We start from the raw sequence: 20086 nt of genomic DNA, 5'->3' as shown, positions 1-20086 counted from the left end.
AACGGTTCTGAACCCGCTAAAGGCTCGCGCCTCACGAGGAATACCATGGCTCTTAAAGTCGCGATCGTCGGCCTGCCCAACGTCGGCAAGTCCACCCTGTTCAACGCCCTGACCAAGACGGCGGCGGCCCAGGCGGCCAACTATCCGTTCTGCACCATCGAGCCGAACACCGGCGACGTGGCGGTGCCCGAGGCGCGTCTGAACGCCCTGGCCGAGATCGCCGGTTCGAAAGAGATCATCCCGGCCCGCATCACCTTCGTCGACGTCGCCGGTCTGGTGCGTGGCGCGTCCAAGGGCGAAGGCCTGGGCAACCAGTTCCTGGCCAACATCCGCGACTGCGACGCCGTGGCCTTCGTCGCGCGCTGCTTCGTCGATGACGACATCACCCACGTCGAGGACCGCATCGATCCGATCGCCGATCTGGAGATCATCGAGACCGAACTGATGCTGGCCGACATGGAAAGCCTGGAGCGCCGGCGGCCGCAGCTGGAGAAGCGCGCTAAGGGCGGCGACAAGGAGTCGGCCCTGACGCTGAAGCTGGTCGATCTGGCCCTGGCCCAGCTGAACGCCGGCAAGCCCGCCCGCACCGCCGAGGTGTCCAAGGAGGACATCAAGGCCTGGCACATGCTGCAACTGCTTACCGCGCTTCCCGCCCTCTATGTCTCGAACGTCGAGGAAGGCTCGGCCGACAAGGGCAACGACCTGTCCGACAAGGTCGCGGCCCGCGCCGCCCAGGACAACGCCAACTCGGTCGTCATCTCGGCCCAGATCGAGTCCGAGATCGCCGTACTGGACGACGAGGAGCAGAAGGAGTTCCTGGAGACCCTGGGTCTGGAAGAGCCCGGCCTGAACCGTCTGATCCGTGAGGCCTATAAGCTGCTGGGCCTGCAGACCTATTTCACGGTCGGGCCCAAGGAAGCCCGCGCCTGGACCATCAATGTCGGCGACACCGCGCCCCAGGCCGCCGGCGTGATCCACACCGACTTCGAAAAGGGCTTCATCCGCGCCGAGACCATCGCCTTCGACGACTTTGTCGCTCTGCGTGGGGAAGCCAAGGCGCGCGAGGCGGGCAAGCTTCGCGCCGAAGGCAAGTCCTATGTCGTCAAGGACGGCGACGTGATGAACTTCCTGTTCAACTAGGCGGCGCGGCAGGCGGGGTTTCGGCCCCGTCCTTCTTCATCATCTTCGCCAACGGATTGTCGGGTTCGGGCGCGCGCGGCGACGCCGGGCAACGCGCCAGCTTGGCTGTCAGCATATCGCGATCCACATAGGTCAGGGTCAGCACGTCTCCGGCTGCGCCCATATGCACACGCTCGCTCACGGCCCGGCCCTGCGCCATGCACGACAGGGCGGCGACGTAGCCTGAGCCCCGCTCGTCTATTCGCGTGATGTCGCACTTGCGGTCATAGGCGTCGAACCGCATCGGCGTGATGGTGATGGGACTGTTCTGGCCCTGCGGCCGAGCGCACCAGGCGGGATTCGCCGCCCACACGCCCACGAAACTGCGCGGCCCGCGAGACGCCAGCGATGACGGTCCCGGCGCCTCGACCGGCTGCATGGCTTCGGGCGTGTGAAGCGGCGCGGCCGGTTCATTCGGCGGATTGACCCGATCGTCTCCACAGGCCGCAAGGAGGGCGAAGGCGCCAAGCGCCGGAAGCAGGGCCGTTTTCATCTCGCCACAACGCAACGGCCAAGGTTCAGGTTCAACACACCCAATTATTGCGGTTGATTCTGATAATCGTTCGCATTAACACCCTGCCAATCACTAAGCGGGGCTATTGATGCGTACTCTCTTCCTCCTTTCCACCGCCGCGACCGCCATTGGGTCGGCCCTGATCGCCCAGCCCGTTCGCGCCGAAACGCCCGTCACCGTCTCGCCCGCCACTGAGGTCGATCCGGTCGTCGTCCTGGGAACCCGTTCGCGGCGCCTGGCGTCGAATGTCCCCGGCACGGTGAGCGTCATCGACGCCGAGCAGATCGAGAGCCTGCTGGCGGCGGACATCAAGGACCTGATCCGGTTCGAGCCGGGCGTCAGCGTCCCCACCTCCCCTGCGCGGTTCAGCCTGGCCCTGTCCGGCGCGGGCCGCGACGCCAACTCCGGCTTCACCATTCGCGGCATGGGCGGCGACCGGGTGCTGATCATCAACGATGGCGTGCGCTTTCCTGCGGGCTTCTCTTTCGGGGCGCAGGCGGTGGGTCGTGGCGGTTACAACGATCTGGATCTGGTCAAGTCGGTCGAAATCCTGCGCGGCCCGGCCTCTGCGCTTTACGGCTCTGACGGCATCGCCGGCGCCGTGGCCTTCACGACCAAGGATCCGTACGACTTCCTGACCGGCGACCAGACCTTCGGCGCACGCGGTCGCGTGGCCTACAACTCTGCAGACGAAGGCTGGACCGAGGGCGTGGCCTTCGCCGGTCGGTCAGGATCGCTGTCGGGCCTGTTGGCCTATACGCGTCGCGATGCGCAAGAGACGGAGAACAAAGGATCGGTCGCAGGCGTCGGCGCGACCCGTACCGAACCCAACCCTCAGGATTTCAGCTCCAAAGCCTATCTCGGCAAGCTGGTGTGGGAGGTGAACCCGAACCACACCCTGCGCCTGACCTATGACCATCTGGATTCGGAGATGGACGGCGACGCGCTGAGCAGCCGCTCGGCGACCGTTTTGGCCGTCACCGCCCACGACGAAACCCAGCGCGACCGCGTCAGCGGGGACTGGCGCTTCCAGGACTTCGCAGGCCTCAGCGACGGCTCGGTCTCCGTCTATTGGCAGGACGCCACCACGCGCCAGTACACCTTCGAGGATCGCGCGACCCTGGCCGACCGCGTGCGCGACACCACCTTCGACAACACCGTCTATGGCTTCGCCGCCCAAGGTGCCCGCGTCTTTGGCGAGGGAAGCGCGGTTCAGCACCGCGTCACCTTCGGCGGCGACTGGTCGATGACGAAACAGGAAGGCCTCCGCGACGGCGTGACCCCGCCGGTGGGTGAGACGTTCCCCATCCGCGCCTTCCCCAAGACCGAGTTCCAGCTGGCCGGCCTGTTCGTGCAGGACGAGATCGAACTGCTGAATGGGGCGCTCAGCATCATCCCGGCCGTCCGTTACGATTGGTATGATCTATCGCCCAAGGTCGACGCCCAGTTCCCCGCCGCCGCCTCAGCTCAGAGCGACGATCACATCTCGCCCAAGCTGGGCGTGGTCTATTGGACCGGGGCGCACCTGGGCGTCTTCGCCAACTACAGCCTGGGCTTCCGTGCGCCGTCGCCTATGCAGGTGAACAACTATTTCGAGAATCCGGTCTTCGGCTATCGCTCGATCCCGAACCCGAACCTGTCGCCCGAGACCAGCGAGAGCGTCGAGGCCGGTTTCCGTCTGCGCGACATCGATGTGGCGGGCGGCAAGATGCGGCTGAACACCACCGCCTTCGCCACACACTATGACGACTTCATCGACCAGGTCGCAGTCAGCGGCACGGGCGTCCCTGGCGTCGATCCGCTGGTCTATCAGTACGTGAACCTGACCGAGGTTGACATCCGGGGGCTGGAAGCGCGCGCCGACCTGTATTGGGAAAACGGCTTCAGCCTGATCGGCTCGGCCGCCTACGCCGAGGGCGAGCAGACCACTGATGGCCGTCGAACGGCGCTTGGCAGCGTCGATCCGGTGAAGGTGGTCGCGGGCCTGAACTACGCTGCGCCGTCTGGCGCCTGGGGCGGATCGGCGACCGTCACCTGGTCGGGCAAGAAGGACCAGACGACCTATAATCTGTCGTGTGCGAACGCCTGCTATCTGGGCGACAGCTTCACCCTGCTGGACCTGACAGCCTATTGGAATGTGACGGAGCGGACGACGCTGCGCGCCGGCGCCTTCAACGTCTTTGACGAGACCTATGGCTGGTGGAGCGATGTGCGCGGTCTGTCCGCCACATCCGCCGTCAAGGATGCCTACACCCAGCCGGGCCGCAACTTCGGCGTCTCCCTGACCCTGCGCCTGTAAGCGACCATGAAATCTTCCCCTACTTCAAGGAGCCGCCCGATGCGCGCCATTCTGATCGCCGCCGCCCTGCTGACGACGACGGCTCCGGCCGCCCTGGCCCAGCAGGCGACCGCCACGACCACGGCGACTGCGACACCGGCCAACGTCTTCGAACTGGATCGCCAGTCGATCCTGGCCCAGGCCGGTCAGTACCGCGTCCACTTCGACATGCGCGAGAACGTGAGCTTCCGCGCCGATTACGACCCGCTGGAAGAGAAGCTGTCGGGCGGCAGCGAGATCGTGCGCGTCGTCTACGACAAGGGCGACCGCATCAGTCTTCAACACATCCTGGTGATGGAGCATGAGGGCCAGGTGATGGTCATCAAACACTGGCGTCACGACTGGGTCTATCAGCCCCAGACGGTCCTGACCTATGCCGGGCCGAACCAGTGGACGCTGACGGCGGTGCCCGAGACCGAGCGCGCCGGCGCCTGGTCACAAACGGTGTGGCAGACCGACGATTCGCCTCGCTACGGCGGCGTCGGCCGCTGGACCTATGACAACGGCCTTTCGGCCTGGACCTCGAACGCCACGTGGCGGCCGCTGGCGCGTCGCGATGCGGTTCGCAATCCCGTCTATGACCGCTATCTGGGCACGAACCGTCACATCCTGACGCCGGACGGCTGGGTGCATATCCAGGACAATATGAAGATGTCGGGCAGGGCCGGCGGCGAACCCATCGCCATCGTCCAGGAAGACGTCATCAACACCTACGACCGCTCCACCAGCTATTCACCCCAAGCCGGCGACGACTACTGGATCAAGACCCAAGGCTTCTGGGCCGCCGTGCGCGACGCCTGGGACGCCGCCATCGCCGCCCATAACGGCGTCCATCTGCAGGAGGCCGGAGACACGGGCTCCGTCACCGGCAGGCCGTTGATGGATCTGGCGCAACAGATCGCAGACGGCAAAACGACCGAGGTGGACGCCATCGCCAAGGCTCGCGCCCTGATCGCCGAGGCCACGACGCCGCACTGACCATCCCCCAGCGCGGAGCGTGAGACGGCGGCCGCTTCATCCGGTCGCCGTTTTGCGTCAGCTCAGAACCACGCGGCCGTCGATCATGCGGAAGGCCACGCCGGTGCGCTGGAACAGGCGCGCGATGACGGCGGACGGATCGGACGCGCCCTGGTCCAGCAGCCGCTCGACATCGCCGCGCAGCGACGGGTCGCGCGATGTGCGGGTCAGGGCCGTCAGCCATTCCTCGCGGCTGAGCACGCTGTCCGGTTGACGCAACAGGGGTCTGAGGAAGTCGAACCAGTCGCCGCCGGTCCGCTGGCGTTGCGCGCCCTCCGCCGCCAAGGCGAAGACGGCCCCGCAGGCGTAATAGGCGCGGTGTTCGCCCCGGGCGCCGGCCTGGGCGACCGGCTTGCGCGCCAGGCTGACGCAGTCGTCCACCTCGGACTGAAGCTCGGCCCGGTCGTCATAGTTTGCATCGAGGGCCTTCAGGGCGCGCACGGCCATCAGGTCGGCCCCGCCCTCGGTGATCCAGGCCTCGTCGGCGAAGGCGTATCGCACCGTCTGTCCCAGCCAAAAATGCGCCCCCTCATGGCCGATGAACCAGCGCGAACGCTCCACGATTTCCGGCTGCGGCGAGGTCACGCCCCGCCCCTCGAACGACATGACGATCAGGCCCGGAAGGACGCTGCCGCCCATGCTCGTCATGCTTTCGGTCGGCCCGTTCCAGGCCACCATGACGATGGGCGTATCGCCGCCGGAGCCTGGCGCGCCGAGGCGATCGCGATAATAGTGACCGACACGCGGCGCAAAGCCCCGGATCTCCTCGCCGATCCACGGCGGCAGGTTGGGGTCCATGACGGTCGACAGGCCATCGCCCGGCGTCACCGTCGCCTCGCCCAGCAGGACATAGCTGCGCTCGTCCGTCGTGGTCAGTTCGTCGCGGCGGCGGCCGTTGAACAAGACGGGTCCGTTCTCGTCCCGCCACGTCACGCGCGAGGGGCCGCCATCCAGGCGGATTCGGTTCAGGTCGTCCGGCACCTGCTCGGCCGCCTGGGCCGACGGCAAGGCGAAGACATCCAGTTGCCGCGTCGGCAGGGCCACGGCGCCATTGGAGAACAGCAGGGTCGGATATTCGGCCTCCAGATCCACCGCCTGTGGCCGAACGCGCAAGCGGACCTCGCGCGGCACGGGACCGCCGTCCGTGCTGCGGATGATGTCGTAATGGCCGCGTCGCTCCATGACGACGCCGGGCGTCTCGACCGTCCATTGGCGCGGCCGCCAGGGCTGGCGCGAATCCTGTTCCAGCGCCGAATCCTGGAAGGCCCAGACCGGCACATCGCGCCCGAAGCGATAGTCGATGTTCAGGTGATCGCCGTCGCGGGTCACCGTCACCTGGGGTCCGCCCTCCTCCTGAAAGGTCGCCGGCGCCGACATGGGCCCGGCGGCGCACGCGCCGCTCATTAGGGCGAGGGCTAGAACGGCGGAAGAAGCGAAAGCGTGGACGCGCAAGGGCGATCTCCTGAAGGGCGCTCGGCGCGAAGCCTAGCGGTCGTCAACGCGCCGCGTCAGCTTACGGTTTCGTCAGGCTGAGGCCCGTTCCAAGGCGCGGCCCGCCGCCGCCAGTTCGCCGGCCATCACGGCCTTCAGCCGCTCCGGCGCCAGGATCTGCACCTGCTCGCCCCAGGTGAACAGATGCCAGGCCAGCTCACGCATGCCCGAGGCGCGGAACCGCACGATCACGCCGCCGTCCGACTGATCTTCGAACGACTGGGTCGGGTGCCAGCGCCAGCCCCTGGCCTCGGCAGCGCCCTCGGGCATGATGCGCAGCACGACATCCTCGATCTCGTCCTGATAGATGCCGAAGGACTGGCTTGCGAAGACGCCGAGGTCGAAATCGGCGGGCGGCACGGCCATCCCTTCCTGCGGGGCGACTTGGCTCATCCGGTCCAGGCGAAAGGTCTGGATGCGGCCGGTCTCGCGGTCGGCGGCGACCAGATAGTTGACCCGGCCGAACATGACGCCGCACGGCGCCACGCTGCGCCGACGCGGCTCGGCGCCCGGACGGGAATAGGTGAAGCCCAGCGGCTGTTGCGCCAGCACCGCCGCGCGAATGGCGGTCAGCATGGCCTCGTCGGCGGAGGGTCGCGGGCCGGCCTGGACCGCAATGGTTTCGGCCCGGACCAGGGCCTCCAGATCCGGCGCCATCCGGTTCAGAGTGGTCGACCGCATCGCCGCCTTCAGCTTGCGCTCCAGCCCCTCCAGCGCCGTGGCGCGCGCCGGTTCGCCGGCGGCGCGCAGGGCGGTCGCGGCCTTGGACAGTTCCAGCATTTCGGTCGCCGTCGGGGCCTGTTCGAACGCCGACAGCCCGCCCCGGATGCGCCAGCGTTTTGACGGCGGATCGGAGACCTCGTCCACCTGCGGGAACAGCATCAGCACGGCGTCGCGCATCCGCTCGGCGGTGCGACGGCCGACGCGCATGTCGCGCGCGATCTCGTCCAGGCTCAGCCCTTCGGCGCTGGCGGCCATGCGGCGCGCCAGATCGATCACCATCGCCGCCTTGTCGTGTCTCAAAGTCTTCGCCGATCCCTACGTCCGTTTCTGACGCAACACTGCTTCATAACGACATCATCGACAAGAGGCCCCCCGCTTCAGGAGATCATCAGATGGCGCACTTCCAACCCACCCCTTCGCTCGCTCATTCGGCCGTCAACGCCAGCCGCTACGTCATAGTCCCGTGCGAGGCCGATGGGTCGTCCGACCTCGCCGTGATCTGGGATCGGCTGGAGGAACAGGTGGTGGACGTCATCTCGGCCGCCGCCAGCAGCCGCTATTCGGACGAGGACATGCTGTGGGACGAAGGCCGGGCCGGCGACATGGCGTCGGAATGGCGAATGGCCGCCTGAACTCAGGCCGCCTTCGGCTTGGTCCAGCGGTCGATCATGCGCTGGGCCGGCTGCTCGACCAGTCGGTGCGCCACGACGGCGACGGCGACGATGAAGCCGAACATGGCGACGGCGAACAGGTCGTTAAGCCAGACCGAGCCGAAGTCGATGCGACGAACCGGGACCAGGTCCAGCTTTCTGGCCACGATCATCATCACGGTCAGGATAAACATGTGGACCATGTAGATGGCGAACGACCACCGCCCCAGGGTGACCAGAGCCGGATGGTCCAGCACGCGTGACAGCGCCCCCTCCTCGCCGGCGAAGACCCAGATTAGCGCCACGAAGATCAAGGTGACGGCCACGGTGATCGGCCCCTGAGCATAGCCGATGAAGACGCAGGCCGCGACGATGGCCGCGATCTCCAAAAGCGTCGCGACGCCGCCCTTGAGCCGCGGAAGGCGTGTCCAGAGCCCCTGCAGCAAACAGCCCAGGAAGAAGCCATAGACCGCGCGCGGCACAGCGAAGTCATAGGTCGTGTTCATCCAGCGCCGAGCGTAGCTGAGCACCAGCACACCGCCGATGATCGCCAGCACCAGCCCGATCCAGCGGAAACGCTTGGGCGCAATCAGCACCAGGCCCGCGAAGATCAGATAGCAGGCCCATTCGGCGCTGAGCGTCCACGACGGCCCGTTCCAGGTCAGATAGGGATGCACATGCCAGGCCTGGATCAGCGCCAGATTGGTGAAGATCGCCTCGATCGATCGATCCCGCGTGAAAGGCGGCGCGCTGTCGAAATGGAATACAAGCCGCGCCAGCTCCAACCCGATGAAGGCCGCCAGCATCAGCAGATGCAGCGGCCAGATCCGCCCGAAGCGCCGCACCATGAACCGCCCGGCGTCGCGTCCCGACTGCAGTCGATTCGCATAGGCATGGGCGATGACGAAGCCCGACAGGACGAAGAAATAGTCGACGAACAGATAGGAATGCTGAATGAAACCCCAGTCGCGCCAATGACTTGCAACCGGCATGTGAAACATCACGACAAGGATGGCGCACACACCCCGCAGGGAATCCAAAGCCTCAAAACGGCGATGGGCGGCAGGAAGAGGTTCGGACAGGGTGTTCACGGACGCGTGATAGCGCCGGTCAAGGTTGCGCGATAGGGGTCTGAAGAGACTTCAGTCCGAGCTGGCTTTGACCGCGCGAACAGCGCGACCGCAAAGGTCCCGCAGAACCGCCTGATCGACATCTTCCAGACGCGAAACATAGAGGCAGCCCACGCCGGTCTTCACCTTGCCCAAGCGGGCGATAAGCTCGGCTCGTTCAGGGAAATCCCCAGCGACATAAAGCACCAGGTTGGCTTTTCGCGGCGAGAAGCTGATCAGCGGCCAGCCGCCCTTGGGGGCGCCGTCGTGGCCGAACCCGACGATGGACGATCCCCAGAGCACGGCCGGTTCACCCGTGATCTGAGCCATCATTGCGGAGACGGCATGAGCATCAGACCGTCGGCGTGGATCGTCGATCGCAGACAGGAAGGCATCGACAGAGGCGTCTGTGGGGCCGGTCTTGGGCGTGCTGGCCATGGCTCAAAGCCCCTTCACGATCCCTTCGACCATCTTCTTGGCGTCGGCGAACAGCATCATGGTGTTGTCGCGGAAGAAGAGTTCGTTCTCGACCCCGGCATAGCCCGAGCCCATGCCGCGCTTGATGAACAGGACGGTGCCGGCCTTTTCCACGTCCAGGATCGGCATGCCGTAGATGGCGCTGGTCGGGTCGGTCTTGGCCGCCGGGTTGGTCACGTCATTGGCGCCGATGACGAAGGCGACGTCGGCGGTGGCGAACTCGGCGTTGATGTCCTCCAGTTCGAACACCTCGTCATAGGGAACGTTGGCCTCGGCCAGCAGGACGTTCATATGGCCCGGCATCCGACCGGCGACGGGGTGGATGGCGTATTTCACCTCCACGCCTTCCTCCTTCAACTTGTCGGCCATTTCACGCAGCGCATGCTGGGCCTGGGCCACCGCCATGCCGTAGCCGGGCACGATGATGACCTTGGACGCATTCTTCATGATGAAGGCGGCGTCCTCGGCCGAGCCCTGTTTGACCGGCCGCGTCTCCTTGGCGCCGCCGGGCCCGGCCGCCGCATCGCCGCCGCCGAAGCCGCCCAGGATGACGCTGATGAAGCTGCGGTTCATGCCCTTGCACATGATGTAGCTGAGGATAGCGCCCGACGATCCGACCAGGGCGCCGGTGATGATCAGGGCGATGTTCTCCAGCGTGAAACCCAGCGCCGCCGCTGCCCAGCCGGAGTAGGAGTTCAGCATCGACACCACCACCGGCATGTCGGCCCCACCGATGGGAATGATCAGGGTCGCGCCCAACACCAGCGCGATCAGGAAGACGCCCCAGAAGGCCCAGGTCGCCGCGCCGTTCGTTCCGATCAGGATGCCGATCAGGAAGACCAGACCCAGCGCCAGGCCGACATTGATCAGATGCCGCGCCGGCAGGATGATCGGCGCCCCGCTCATGTTGCCATTCAGTTTGGCGAAGGCGATGACCGAACCGGTGAAGGTGATGGCCCCGATGGCGACGCCGAGGCTGAGTTCGATGATCGACAGCGTCTTGATGCCGTTTCCGTCGTCGGACAGGATCCCAAAGGCCTCGGGCGCATAGATGGCGCCGATGGCGACGAGGCAGGCGGCCATGCCGACCAGACTGTGAAAGGCCGCGACCAGCTGCGGCATGTCGGTCATGGCCACGCGTTTGGCGATCAGGGCGCCCGCTCCGCCGCCGACGATGACGCCGCCCGCGATCAGGGCCAGGGTCACGCTATCCAGCGCCCCCGTCGTGCCCAGCGTCAGCAGGGTCACGCCGATGGCCAGCGCCATGCCGACCATGCCGAAGGTGTTGCCCTGACGGCTGGTCTCCGGGCTGGACAGCCCCCGCAGCGACAGGATGAACAGGACGCCCGAAACCAGATAGGCCAATGCGGCCAGTGATGCGTTCATCACGCCCCTCCCCTCAAGACGTGCGGGCCAACCGCCACAGGGCGGCGGCGATGAACAGCGGGCCGATGAAGAACAGGGCCCATTCGAAGACGCCTAGCGGCCGGTCCTGCGTCACCACCCGAACCAGAATGGCCGAGAAGACCAGGGCGATGCCGCAGTCGTGCAGCCGCTGGCGCTTGATCGGAGTTTTGGTCCCGAACCAGCCATACAGCCACAGGCCGAAGCCGATGCCGGTCGCGACCCAGGACCCGGTGACGGCGATCTGCGCGGCGTCGGTCATTTCGGACGCCTGGCAAAAGGCGTCAAGGTACGGCGTCGAATGGCGTAGAAGCCAGTTACAGCAAATACCGCAGCAGCGACGGCCATCAGACCTGCGTAGAGCCAATCACGATCTCTCACGCCTTCGATCGCCCGCCAGGCCCAAAGTCCGGTTACGGTCGGAAACAAGAGAATACCGACGACAATCTCCACGGTGGATCGCACGGTCTTTGAAATGCGACCGCTAAAAATCACCAACACGATCACTAAAGCTATGACGACGGCCCCGATCGCCGTCACGACCGCGTCCATCGGCAAACCGTTCACTTCGCCCCCTTGGGAGCGACGGGCCGCTCCTTCTTCTTGTACATGGCCAGCATTCGCCGCGTGACCATGAAGCCGCCGAAGATATTGACGCTGGCCAGGGTGACGGCGAGCACGCCCGCGCCCTTAGCGATCCAGGCGCTGGGGCCGGTCGCGTCACCGGATACGGCCGCCGCCGCGATCAGGCCGCCGACGATGATGACGCTGGAAATGGCGTTGGTCACGGCCATCAGCGGCGTATGCAGGGCCGGCGTCACGCTCCAGACGACGTAATAGCCGACGAAGATCGCCAGCACGAAGATGGCCAGGCGGAAGACGGTGGGATCGACGTGTTCCATCAATGTGTTCCCTTCAAACCTTCATGCACCACGGCGCCGGCATGGGTGACCACCGCCGCCTTCAGGATCTCGTCTTCGAGATCCACGGCCAGAACCGCGTCCTTGACCAACAGGCCCACAAAGGCGGTCAGGTTGCGAGCGTAGAGGGCGCTGGCGTCGGCGGCGATGCGGCCGGGCAGGTTCGACCAGCCGACGATGGTGACGCCGTTCGCAGTGGTCACGACCTCGTTCAGCTTGGAGCCCTCGACATTGCCGCCCGCCTCGACTGCCAGATCGATGATGACTGAGCCAGGCTTCATCGCGGCGACATGGGCGGCGGTCAGCAGCACCGGGGCGGCGCGGCCGGGGATCAGGGCCGTGGTGATGACGATGTCTTGCTTGACCACGTGGCCGGCGGTCAGTTCGGCCTGTTTGGCCTGGTATTCGGCCGACATGGGTTTGGCGTAGCCGCCGGCCGTCTGGGCGTTCTTGAACTCCTCGTCCTCGACGGCCAGGAATTTGGCGCCCAGGCTTTCGACCTGTTCCTTGGTCGCGGGGCGGACGTCGGTGGCGGTGACGACGGCGCCCAGGCGACGCGCGGTGGCGATGGCCTGCAAGCCCGCGACGCCCACGCCCATGATGAAGACCTTTGCGGCGGCGACGGTGCCGGCCGCCGTCATCATCATCGGGAAACCCTTGCCATAGGCATAAGCCGCCTCGATCACCGCGCGATATCCGGCCAGGTTCGCCTGTGACGACAGGACGTCCATGACCTGGGCACGGGTGATGCGGGGCACGAACTCCATGGCGAAGGCGGTGGCGCCAGCCCCGGCCAGGGCATCGACCGCAGCCTTGTCGCGATAGGCGTCCAGCATGGCGATGACGACGGCGCCGGGCTTCAGCGCGCTGGTTTCCTGGGCCGTGGGGCCGCGCACCTTCAGCAAGATGTCGGCGCCGTCGAGCACGGCGCGGGTGTCCGGCTTCACCGTCGCTCCGGCGGCGGCGTAGTCGGCGTCGGGAATGGAGGAGCCCAGGCCTGTCCCGGCCTCGACCGTGACGGTCGCCCCCAGGGCGATCAGCTTCTTAACCGTCTCGGGCGTGACGGCGCAGCGCGTCTCGCCTTCGCGACGTTCACGGGTGACGGCGATAGCGACGGCCAAGCGAATCCCCTCGTTCTTTTCGTTGAACGAAGGTTAGGCCGTTCCGGCGCCAGCCGTCAAAGCACGGTTATGCCAAAGCTTGGCGAGAGCGCGTGATTTCAGACCGCCGCGAGGCGATCCTCTGCAAGGCTCAGTGTGCGGCGCCGGGTTTGGACTTCAGCGCCACGAAGCCGACGCCGCCCAGAAAGACCGCGCCGATGACGGCGGCCATAAAGCTGCCGCCCGGGTGGAACCACAGGGTCAGGAAGAGCAGCAGCACGGCGATGGCCAGGCTGCCCCACTTGGCCAGGTTCAGGAACAGGCGATAGGTCGCGACCTGTTCGCGCACTTCCATATGGCCGTGCAGATAGGCTTGCGCATCGGCGTCGGCAGGTGCGTTGGCGGTGTCGTGCAGGTCGGCCATTGTGGAATCCCCTCGTCGTTATCGCGGACTTACACCGAGGCGACCGCCCCGCTCAAGCCCACAGTCATGCCCTGGTCAGGCCAGCGCCTCGAACTGATCGACCAGCCGCTCCAGCCTCTGACAGCCGACGCTCCAGAAGGCCGGATCGCGCGGGTCCAGACCGAACGGCTTTAACGCCTCGACATAGGTTCGCGATCCGCCGCCGGCCAGCAGCTCGCGATAAAGGGGCGTGAAGCCGGCCGGATCGTTGCGACGCGCCTCCATCAGCGCCGCCACTAGCAGGTCGCCGAACGCGTAGGCGTAGACATAGAAGGGCGAATGGACGAAGTGGCTAACGTAAGCCCACCAGTGTTCATAGCCCGGGTTCAGCTTGACCGACGGCCCGAGCGAAGCGCCCATTTCCTCAAGCCACAGCTGGTTGATCCGCTGTTGCGAAACCTCGCCCTGCAGTCGCTCGTCGTGGAAGCGGGTCTCGAACCGGTGGAAGGCGATCTGGCGCACGACGGTGTTCAGACCATCCTCAATCCGGCCGGCCAGCAAACCGCGCTGCTCGGCCTTCGGCGCGGTCGCCAGCAGACGATCAAACGTCAGCCCCTCGGCGAAGATCGACGCCGTCTCCGCCAGTGTCAGGGGCGTGTCGGCCAGAAGCGTGCCCTGATCGGCCGCCAGGGTCTGGTGGACGCCATGACCCAGCTCATGCGCCAAGGTCAGGACGTCGCGCCGCTCGCCCATCCAGTTCAGGAAAACATAGGGGTGGCGGTCGGCGGTGACGGGGTGGGCATAGGCGCCGGACTGCTTGCCCGGCCGCGCCCGACCGTCGATCCAGGGCTTGTCGAAGAAGCCGCCGGCCCGGTCGGCGAAATCGCCGCCCAGGTCCGAGAAACTGTCCAGTACGATCTCGCGCCCCTGGGTCCAGGTGAAGGCGCGCGGCGTCGTGGTTTCGATCGGGGCGTTGCGGTCCCAGTGGTCCAGGCGCGCCTTGCCCATCGCCTTGGCCTTCAGCGCATAATAGCGATGCGACAGGCGCGGATAGGCGGCGGCGACAGCCTCGGCCATCGCATCCACGGCCTCGCCGTCCACCTCGTTGCCCAGGTGACGGCTGTCGGCGGGACGTTTGAAACCGCGCCAGCGATCCTCCATCGCCTTGTCGGCGGCGACGGTGTTCAGCACCAGGGCCAGCGTCGGGGCGCGGGCGGCCAGCGCCTCTGACAGACCCTCGGCGGCGGACTTGCGGCGCGCGGGTTTGGCGTCCGACAGGCGGTTCAGCGCCTCGGCCAACGTCAGTTCCTCATGGCCCGCCTTTGCACGCAGGGCGGCCAGCTGCTCGTCGAACAGGCGCGGCCATTGGGCCGTGATCGGGCCGCGCTCGGCGATGAAGGTTTCCAGTTCGGCCGACAGTTCGTGCGGTTTCATCGCCCGCACCCGCCGCAACCAAGGCCGCCAGCGCGCGGCGCCCGCATGGGCGGTGAGCGCCTCTTCCAGCGCCGCATCGTCGATCTGATTGATTTCCAGCGTCAGCCAGACGGTCGGGGTGGCGATGGCGGTGATCTTCTCGCGCACATCGGCCTCGAACCCTTGCGCCGTCGCATCATCACGCGCGGTCGAGGCCGACAGGAAGGCATAGGCGCCCAGCGCGCCCAGCACGTCGGACGCCTGCTCGTAAAGCTGGATCGCCCGGTCCAGCGCCTCGCCCAGCGCCTGGGCGTCCTGATCCACCGCCAGCCGGCCCTTCAGCCCGTTCAACGCCTCGACCAGACCCCTCGCCTTTTCCAGATCGGCGGCCACCTTGGCGTCGTCGCGCGACGCATAGAGGTCGGTCAGGTCCCATAGCGGGGCTTCGGTGTTCGGCGTCTTGAAGGGAGCGTTCATGCCCCTGTTCTGGGGATGCGCGGCGACGGCTGCAACCGCCCTTCACGCTTTCTCGGCGTCAAGGCCCGTGCAATCCTGCCCTTCGGAGACGCGCGAATGACCGAAACCCTGCAGCATGACACCGGCCGGACGGGCCTTGGCGGGGCCTCTGGCCTGTTTGCGATTCGGCTGGCGACGGGTCTGGTTCAGGGGCTGGCGCTCTATCTGCTGTATCTGGCGGCCGACAGCCGCGTCTGGCCCGAAACCCAGCCGGTGGTGTTCGGCGCCCTGGCCCTGGCGGCCGGCTATGTGCCGGTGGTGGCTCTAGCCGGTATGGGCCGGGTCAAGGCGCTGGCCCTGATCCTTTGGGCAGCCGCCGCAGCCGGCGTGCTGGCTCTGTTGGGCGCCCACGACGTCGCCCGCCAGGTTCTGAAGCCGCATGAGGAGCCGCCTTTCCTGAGCTTTCCTGTGCTGGCCTTCGGTGCGGCGGCCCTGTTTATCGCTCACCACCTGATCGTGCCCGCGATCCGCGAACGACGGTGGATCGTCGACTATCCCGACTATTTCGACATCGCCTGGAAGGCGGGGGTGCAACTGGGCCTGTCGCTGGGGTTCACCGGCGCCTTCTGGATCCTGCTGCATCTGGGCGCGGCCCTGTTCAAGATGATCAGCCTGGCCTTTCTGCAGCACCTGCTCGGCGAGGCGTGGTTCGCCATTCCGGTCACGGCCCTGGTCTTCGCCACCGCTGTCCAGCTGACCGATGTGCGCGACGGCCTGATCCGGGGCGTGCGGACCGTGGCCTTGATGCTGCTGTCCTGGCTGTTGCTGGTGATCACGGTCCTGGTCGGCGGCTTCCTCCTCGCCCTGCCCTTCACCGGCTTGGACGGTCTGTGGGAGACGCGCAGCGCGACGGCCATGGTGTTGTCGGCGGCCGCCGCCCTGATCGTGCTGATCAATACGGCCTATCAGGACGGGCGCGCCGACAATCTGCCGCCGATTGTCCTGCGATACGGTGTGCGGGCGGCGTCCGTCCTGATCGCGCCGCTGATCGTTCTGGCCGCCTGGGGCCTGGCCTTGCGGATCGGCCAGCACGGCCTGACGCCCGATCGGATCATCGCCGTCGCCTGCACCTTGGTCGGCGCGGTCTATGGCGCGGGCTATCTGCTGGCGGCCGTAAAGCCGGGCGGCTGGATGAAGCCGCTGGAGCGGACCAATGTCGTTGCGGCGGTCCTGTCGGTTCTCGTCATCCTGGCGCTGTTCAGCCCGTTGGCCGATCCCGCGCGCCTCTCGGTGCAGGATCAGGTCGCCCGCTTGCAGCGTGGCGCGGTGTCCGCTGACACCTTCGACTATGACTTCCTGCGCTTCGAGAGCGGCAAGGCCGGTGAGACGGCGCTCCGTCGTCTGGCCGCCTCAACCGATCCTCGCATCGCGCGAAACGCCCGCGCCGCCCAGGCCCGCCCGTGGCCATCCGGCGATACCGCGCAGGGGCGACAGGCGCGCAAGGCCGCCATCCGCCTGAAGGCCGCCGATGGCCAATCCGTGCCAACCAGCTTCGTCGATCAGTTGGACGCGCAGGTCGACGTGCTGTTCAGCTGCAATGCGGAAACGCCCTGCGTCGTGCGATCGACGGACCTGAATAGCGACGCACGAACCGATCTGCTGGTCGCTACGGCTCGCGAAATCGTCGCCTTCGATCCGGACGCCAAAGGCCAGTGGCGCGTGACGGGTCGATACGCCTTCACCTGCGGGCGCAATGCTGAGCGGATGAACGAGGACCTGTCGAAGGGCGTCGCGACGGCGCCGGCCGCCCTGCCCGACCTGGTTGTCGACGGCCAGAGATTGCGCGCCAGCCCCGAGGTGCGATGTGACGCGACGGAGCCGCGTTAACGGGACGCTCACCACGCCGTGTCACCCGATTTTCACCTCGCCACCCTAGGAATCGTCCCGAAACGATCCATCCGTGACGGGTTGGGCGACAGGACAAGGGATTTTCATGGCCAAGACCATCCTGGTCGTTGACGACGATCCGACCCAGCGCCGGTTGATCCAGGCCGTGCTGGAGCGGGACGGCAACGCCGTGGTCCATGCCGCCAGCGGCGGCGAGGCCATCGACCGGATGACGCGCGGCGGCGGCGCCGACCTGATCCTGCTGGACATGGTGATGCCCGAGATGTCCGGGCTGGAATGCCTGGCCGAACTGCGTAGCGCCGGGATCAATGAGCCGGTGATCGTCCTGACGGCCAACGGCGGCATCGACATGGTGGTCAAGGCCATGCAGGCCGGCGCCCAGGACTTCTTCGTCAAACCGGTGGGCCCGGAACGCCTGCTGGTCGGCGTGCGCAACGCCATGCAGATGAAGCGCCTGACCGCTGAGGTCGGGCGCCTGACCAAGCGCGTTCAGGGTCGCACGAGCTTCGACGATATCGTGGGCGACAGCGCGCCGATGCGCATGGTCAAGGCGTTGGGCGCCCGGGCCGCCAAATCCTCGATTCCCGTCCTGATCACCGGCGAAAGCGGCGTCGGCAAGGAGGTCATCGCCCGCGCCCTGCATGGCGCCAGCGACCGGGCCGGCAAACCCTTCGTCGCCGTCAACTGCGGCGCCCTGCCCGCCAATCTGATCGAATCCATCCTGTTTGGACACGAGAAGGGCGCCTTCACCGGCGCCGTGGACAAGACGCTGGGCAAGTTCCGCGAGGCGGACGGCGGCACCCTGTTCCTTGACGAGATCGGCGAACTGCCGCTGGACATGCAGGTCAAGCTGCTGCGCGCGCTGCAAGAGGGCGAGATCGATCCCGTCGGCGGCAAACGCCCGGTCAAGATCGACGTGCGCATCGTCTCGGCGACCAATCGCGACCCGGCCCAGCAGGTCAAGGACGGCGCCTTCCGCGAGGACCTGTTCTATCGCCTGAACGTCTTCCCGATCGAGGCCCCATCCCTGCGTGACCGGCGCGAGGACATCGCGCCCCTGGTCGATCACTTTATCGCCCGCTTCAACGCCGAGGAGGGCAAGCGGATCGCCGGATGCGCGCCCGAGACCCTGGCCCTGCTGCAAGGGTTCGACTGGCCCGGAAACGTGCGACAGCTGGAAAATGCGGTGTTCCGCGCCATCGTGCTGGCCGATGCGCCCTTCCTTCAGCCGCACGATTTCCCCGCGATTTCAGGCGTCGCCGCGCCCATGCCCGACGCCCAGCCCCTGCAGGCCGCCACAGCCGCCGGCGCCCAGACCGACGCCGCCGTGCAGGCCGATCAGCCGATCCGTATCCTGGACGAGCGCGGCCATCTGCGCACACTCGAGGACATCGAACGCGACCTGATCCAGCACGCCATCGAGGTCTATGCCGGCCATATGAGCGAGATCGCCCGCCGCCTCGGCATTGGCCGCTCGACCCTGTATCGCAAGGTCCGCGAACAGGGGCTGGAAGGTCAGCTCAAGGAAGCGGGCTGAGCCTAGATCGCCGGAGGACCGTAGCGGTTCGCCGTGGTCTTGCTGTCGAGTGACAGCAGAATGATGAGGCCGATCAGGCTGGCGATATAAAGCATGTTGTTCAGGAAGAGCAGCAGAAACAGGCTCATGCCGGATCCGTCCTCCGCCATGAATTTTGCCATCACGATGGGAAAGGCCGTCAGGCCAACCGTCAGAAAGATCACCGGTGGAAGGCCCCAATAGCCGGCGCGTCCGGTGTCGTGCAGACGGCGGGTTACGGCGGCGGCGAGCAGGACCACGATTGCGGCCACGCCGATTCTTAGAACAAGAAAGAACGGCCCCATGTCCGGCATATAGGCCTGATCATGAATCTCGACAGAATAATGCCCGGGTCCGCTCACGACGGTCGCTGCCTCAGGATTCGTCGCGGCGACTGCGGACGCATGCTCGAAAATCCTCGTCATGGCCGGGATCATGCCCAGCCACAGTCCGATGAAGGACGCCGCGACCACGGTCAGGGCGTAAGGCCAGAACTGTCCCCGCCTGTCCCGCCCTCTGAAGTCCGCGAGGCGCCGAAAGCCGTTCAGGATCGCATTCATCATTCATCCCCCAAAATTTCGGCATCATCCTGCGGTTGATTCGAGCGGGGTGTCTTGCCACGTCCCCAACGCCGTTTCGGCGCTTCGCCATTGGCCTTGGCGGTGATCTCTTTCAGCTTGCGGCCCTGCATGGCCGAGAGCGCCTGGCCCGGCGCGCCCTTTTCGGGGTCGGCGAAGGCGCGGCCGTGGGTCTTCACGCGCTCGCTGACCGAATCGATGAACTCGCCTTCCCATTCGGACAGGGAAACGCCCGCCTTCTCTGCAGAGCGGCGGGCGCGTTTCAAAGCGTTGAGAGCAGCGCGTTTGGCGGCTTCGCGCTGTTGCTCAAATGCACTCAGGGTAGGCTTCTTGGCGAAGCCATCGCCTGATCGCGACAGGCCGCCTCCTGGCTTGAAGGGGGTGCGCTTCAAGCCGGGTCAGCCTCAGATCTCGCCGAGCGCCGACAGATAGAGGTCCAGGATGGCGTCCTCTTCCTGACGCTTGGCCTTGTCCTGCTTTCTGATGCGGATGACCTTGCGCAGGATCTTGACGTCGTAGCCCTCGCCCTTGGCCTCGGCGAAGACCTCTTTCATGTCGGTCATGACGGCCTGCTTGTCCTCTTCGAGGCGCTCGAGGCGCTCGATGATGGTGCGAAGGCGGCCCTGCGCCGTGGCGGTGAGAACGTCGGAACCACCGTCGAACGAGGCGTCGTCAGCCATGGGGAATACTCCAGAAATCAGGCGCGGACGCTAACCATGCGGACAGGCCCGCGACAACCGCGAACACGAAAAAGGCCGCGGACAGAAATCCGCAGCCTGTGGATCGTCATCTTTCAAGCGCGCTATCGCCCTTCGGGCTGCTTGAGCGCGATCCAGCGTGCGCACGCCGCC

21 protein-coding genes are annotated in these 20086 nt (G+C 66.4%); 6 read left to right on the top strand and 15 right to left on the bottom strand.

Annotation, left to right across the window (positions count from 1 at the left end):
• Nucleotides 1–45: 45 nt before the first annotated feature.
• The gene (gene ychF, locus DT343_RS02295; protein WP_112861596.1) at nt 46–1140 is read left to right on the top strand and encodes a redox-regulated ATPase YchF; all 1095 of its coding nucleotides are present in this window, start codon (nt 46–48) and stop codon (nt 1138–1140) included.
• Here the strand turns inward: ychF and DT343_RS02290 are convergent.
• Nucleotides 1133–1672 carry a hypothetical protein gene (locus DT343_RS02290; protein ID WP_112861595.1) on the bottom strand — a complete coding sequence of 180 codons (540 nt, stop codon included), beginning with the start codon at nt 1670–1672 and terminating at the stop codon, nt 1133–1135. The genes ychF and DT343_RS02290 overlap by 8 nt on opposite strands.
• A 109-nt stretch (nt 1673–1781) precedes the next feature.
• Between DT343_RS02290 and DT343_RS02285 the strand changes: the two genes are divergently transcribed.
• Together DT343_RS02285 and DT343_RS02280 are read left to right on the top strand one after the other, a co-directional pair.
• A complete protein-coding gene (locus DT343_RS02285; protein ID WP_112861594.1) occupies nt 1782–3992 on the top strand; it encodes a TonB-dependent hemoglobin/transferrin/lactoferrin family receptor in 2211 nt (736 codons plus the stop codon).
• A gap of 39 nt (nt 3993–4031) precedes the next feature.
• Nucleotides 4032–5009 (top strand): DUF6607 family protein, encoded by a 978-nt coding sequence (locus DT343_RS02280; RefSeq protein WP_112861593.1) that lies wholly within the window; start codon nt 4032–4034, stop codon nt 5007–5009.
• A 57-nt stretch (nt 5010–5066) separates the two neighbouring features.
• On the opposite strand, the gene DT343_RS02275 is transcribed toward DT343_RS02280, so the two are convergent.
• On the bottom strand, nt 5067–6500 hold the full coding sequence (locus DT343_RS02275; protein ID WP_220116438.1) for a hypothetical protein: 1434 nt from the start codon (nt 6498–6500) through the stop codon (nt 5067–5069).
• A gap of 72 nt (nt 6501–6572) precedes the next feature.
• Nucleotides 6573–7562 (bottom strand): helix-turn-helix transcriptional regulator, encoded by a 990-nt coding sequence (locus tag DT343_RS02270; protein ID WP_220116436.1) that lies wholly within the window; start codon nt 7560–7562, stop codon nt 6573–6575.
• Nucleotides 7563–7654: 92 nt separating this feature from the next.
• On the opposite strand from DT343_RS02270, the gene DT343_RS02265 reads away from it, so the two are divergent.
• The gene (locus tag DT343_RS02265; protein ID WP_112861590.1) at nt 7655–7894 is read left to right on the top strand and encodes a hypothetical protein; all 240 of its coding nucleotides are present in this window, start codon (nt 7655–7657) and stop codon (nt 7892–7894) included.
• Between the two features lie 2 nt (nt 7895–7896).
• Here DT343_RS02265 and DT343_RS02260 read toward each other — a convergent pair whose 3' ends face one another.
• The 9 genes from DT343_RS02260 to DT343_RS02220 form a co-directional block, all read right to left on the bottom strand.
• On the bottom strand, nt 7897–9003 hold the full coding sequence (locus DT343_RS02260) for an acyltransferase family protein (protein WP_112861589.1): 1107 nt from the start codon (nt 9001–9003) through the stop codon (nt 7897–7899).
• Between the two features lie 51 nt (nt 9004–9054).
• Nucleotides 9055–9459 (bottom strand): DUF1801 domain-containing protein, encoded by a 405-nt coding sequence (locus tag DT343_RS02255; protein ID WP_112861588.1) that lies wholly within the window; start codon nt 9457–9459, stop codon nt 9055–9057.
• A 3-nt stretch (nt 9460–9462) separates the two neighbouring features.
• Complete coding sequence (locus DT343_RS02250) at nt 9463–10884, bottom strand: NAD(P)(+) transhydrogenase (Re/Si-specific) subunit beta (RefSeq protein WP_112861587.1); 1422 nt, start codon at nt 10882–10884, stop codon at nt 9463–9465.
• 13 nt (nt 10885–10897) lie between these two features.
• On the bottom strand, nt 10898–11164 hold the full coding sequence (locus tag DT343_RS02245; protein WP_112861586.1) for a hypothetical protein: 267 nt from the start codon (nt 11162–11164) through the stop codon (nt 10898–10900).
• A complete protein-coding gene (locus DT343_RS02240) occupies nt 11161–11469 on the bottom strand; it encodes a hypothetical protein (protein ID WP_112861585.1) in 309 nt (102 codons plus the stop codon). Before DT343_RS02240 ends, DT343_RS02245 begins: the two co-directional genes overlap by 4 nt.
• A complete protein-coding gene (locus tag DT343_RS02235; protein WP_112861584.1) occupies nt 11466–11804 on the bottom strand; it encodes an NAD(P) transhydrogenase subunit alpha in 339 nt (112 codons plus the stop codon). The genes DT343_RS02240 and DT343_RS02235 overlap by 4 nt, the downstream gene beginning before the upstream one ends.
• Nucleotides 11804–12943 carry a Re/Si-specific NAD(P)(+) transhydrogenase subunit alpha gene (locus DT343_RS02230; RefSeq protein ID WP_112861583.1) on the bottom strand — a complete coding sequence of 380 codons (1140 nt, stop codon included), beginning with the start codon at nt 12941–12943 and terminating at the stop codon, nt 11804–11806. Before DT343_RS02230 ends, DT343_RS02235 begins: the two co-directional genes overlap by 1 nt.
• A gap of 130 nt (nt 12944–13073) precedes the next feature.
• Complete coding sequence (locus tag DT343_RS02225) at nt 13074–13346, bottom strand: aa3-type cytochrome c oxidase subunit IV (RefSeq protein ID WP_112861582.1); 273 nt, start codon at nt 13344–13346, stop codon at nt 13074–13076.
• Nucleotides 13347–13421: 75 nt separating this feature from the next.
• Complete coding sequence (locus DT343_RS02220; protein ID WP_112861581.1) at nt 13422–15215, bottom strand: M3 family oligoendopeptidase; 1794 nt, start codon at nt 15213–15215, stop codon at nt 13422–13424.
• Between the two features lie 96 nt (nt 15216–15311).
• On the opposite strand from DT343_RS02220, the gene DT343_RS02215 reads away from it, so the two are divergent.
• Nucleotides 15312–17081 carry a DUF4153 domain-containing protein gene (locus DT343_RS02215; protein WP_112862546.1) on the top strand — a complete coding sequence of 590 codons (1770 nt, stop codon included), beginning with the start codon at nt 15312–15314 and terminating at the stop codon, nt 17079–17081.
• A gap of 106 nt (nt 17082–17187) precedes the next feature.
• Nucleotides 17188–18639, top strand: a complete 1452-nt coding sequence (locus DT343_RS02210) for a sigma-54-dependent transcriptional regulator (protein WP_112861580.1) — start codon at nt 17188–17190, stop codon at nt 18637–18639.
• A gap of 2 nt (nt 18640–18641) precedes the next feature.
• On the opposite strand, the gene DT343_RS02205 is transcribed toward DT343_RS02210, so the two are convergent.
• The 3 genes from DT343_RS02205 to DT343_RS02195 all read right to left on the bottom strand — a co-directional run bounded on the left by DT343_RS02205 (nt 18642) and on the right by DT343_RS02195 (nt 19915).
• Complete coding sequence (locus DT343_RS02205; RefSeq protein WP_112861579.1) at nt 18642–19220, bottom strand: DUF805 domain-containing protein; 579 nt, start codon at nt 19218–19220, stop codon at nt 18642–18644.
• Complete coding sequence (locus DT343_RS02200; protein WP_258522539.1) at nt 19217–19555, bottom strand: hypothetical protein; 339 nt, start codon at nt 19553–19555, stop codon at nt 19217–19219. The genes DT343_RS02205 and DT343_RS02200 overlap by 4 nt, the downstream gene beginning before the upstream one ends.
• Before the next feature lie 84 nt (nt 19556–19639).
• On the bottom strand, nt 19640–19915 hold the full coding sequence (locus DT343_RS02195) for a DUF2312 domain-containing protein (protein ID WP_017505946.1): 276 nt from the start codon (nt 19913–19915) through the stop codon (nt 19640–19642).
• Between the last annotated feature and the right edge of the window lie 171 nt (nt 19916–20086).

The sequence above is a fragment of the Brevundimonas vesicularis genome (assembly GCF_900445985.1).
Lineage (GTDB): Bacteria > Pseudomonadota > Alphaproteobacteria > Caulobacterales > Caulobacteraceae > Brevundimonas > Brevundimonas vesicularis_D.
Note: the sequence above shows the minus strand (reverse complement) of the source record. Positions and strands in the feature narration are given on the sequence as shown.

Coding starts and splice junctions, on each gene's coding strand:
- DT343_RS02245 (WP_112861586.1), bottom strand. CDS start 11,164: ATGACCGACGCCGCGCAGATCGCCGTCACCGGGTCCTGGGTCGCGACC.
- DT343_RS02205 (WP_112861579.1), bottom strand. CDS start 19,220: ATGATGAATGCGATCCTGAACGGCTTTCGGCGCCTCGCGGACTTCAGA.
- DT343_RS02255 (WP_112861588.1), bottom strand. CDS start 9,459: ATGGCCAGCACGCCCAAGACCGGCCCCACAGACGCCTCTGTCGATGCC.
- DT343_RS02285 (WP_112861594.1), top strand. CDS start 1,782: ATGCGTACTCTCTTCCTCCTTTCCACCGCCGCGACCGCCATTGGGTCG.
- DT343_RS02195 (WP_017505946.1), bottom strand. CDS start 19,915: ATGGCTGACGACGCCTCGTTCGACGGTGGTTCCGACGTTCTCACCGCC.
- DT343_RS02210 (WP_112861580.1), top strand. CDS start 17,188: ATGGCCAAGACCATCCTGGTCGTTGACGACGATCCGACCCAGCGCCGG.
- ychF (WP_112861596.1), top strand. CDS start 46: ATGGCTCTTAAAGTCGCGATCGTCGGCCTGCCCAACGTCGGCAAGTCC.
- DT343_RS02220 (WP_112861581.1), bottom strand. CDS start 15,215: ATGAACGCTCCCTTCAAGACGCCGAACACCGAAGCCCCGCTATGGGAC.
- DT343_RS02225 (WP_112861582.1), bottom strand. CDS start 13,346: ATGGCCGACCTGCACGACACCGCCAACGCACCTGCCGACGCCGATGCG.
- DT343_RS02235 (WP_112861584.1), bottom strand. CDS start 11,804: ATGGAACACGTCGATCCCACCGTCTTCCGCCTGGCCATCTTCGTGCTG.
- DT343_RS02280 (WP_112861593.1), top strand. CDS start 4,032: ATGCGCGCCATTCTGATCGCCGCCGCCCTGCTGACGACGACGGCTCCG.
- DT343_RS02250 (WP_112861587.1), bottom strand. CDS start 10,884: ATGAACGCATCACTGGCCGCATTGGCCTATCTGGTTTCGGGCGTCCTG.
- DT343_RS02265 (WP_112861590.1), top strand. CDS start 7,655: ATGGCGCACTTCCAACCCACCCCTTCGCTCGCTCATTCGGCCGTCAAC.
- DT343_RS02290 (WP_112861595.1), bottom strand. CDS start 1,672: ATGAAAACGGCCCTGCTTCCGGCGCTTGGCGCCTTCGCCCTCCTTGCG.
- DT343_RS02215 (WP_112862546.1), top strand. CDS start 15,312: ATGACCGAAACCCTGCAGCATGACACCGGCCGGACGGGCCTTGGCGGG.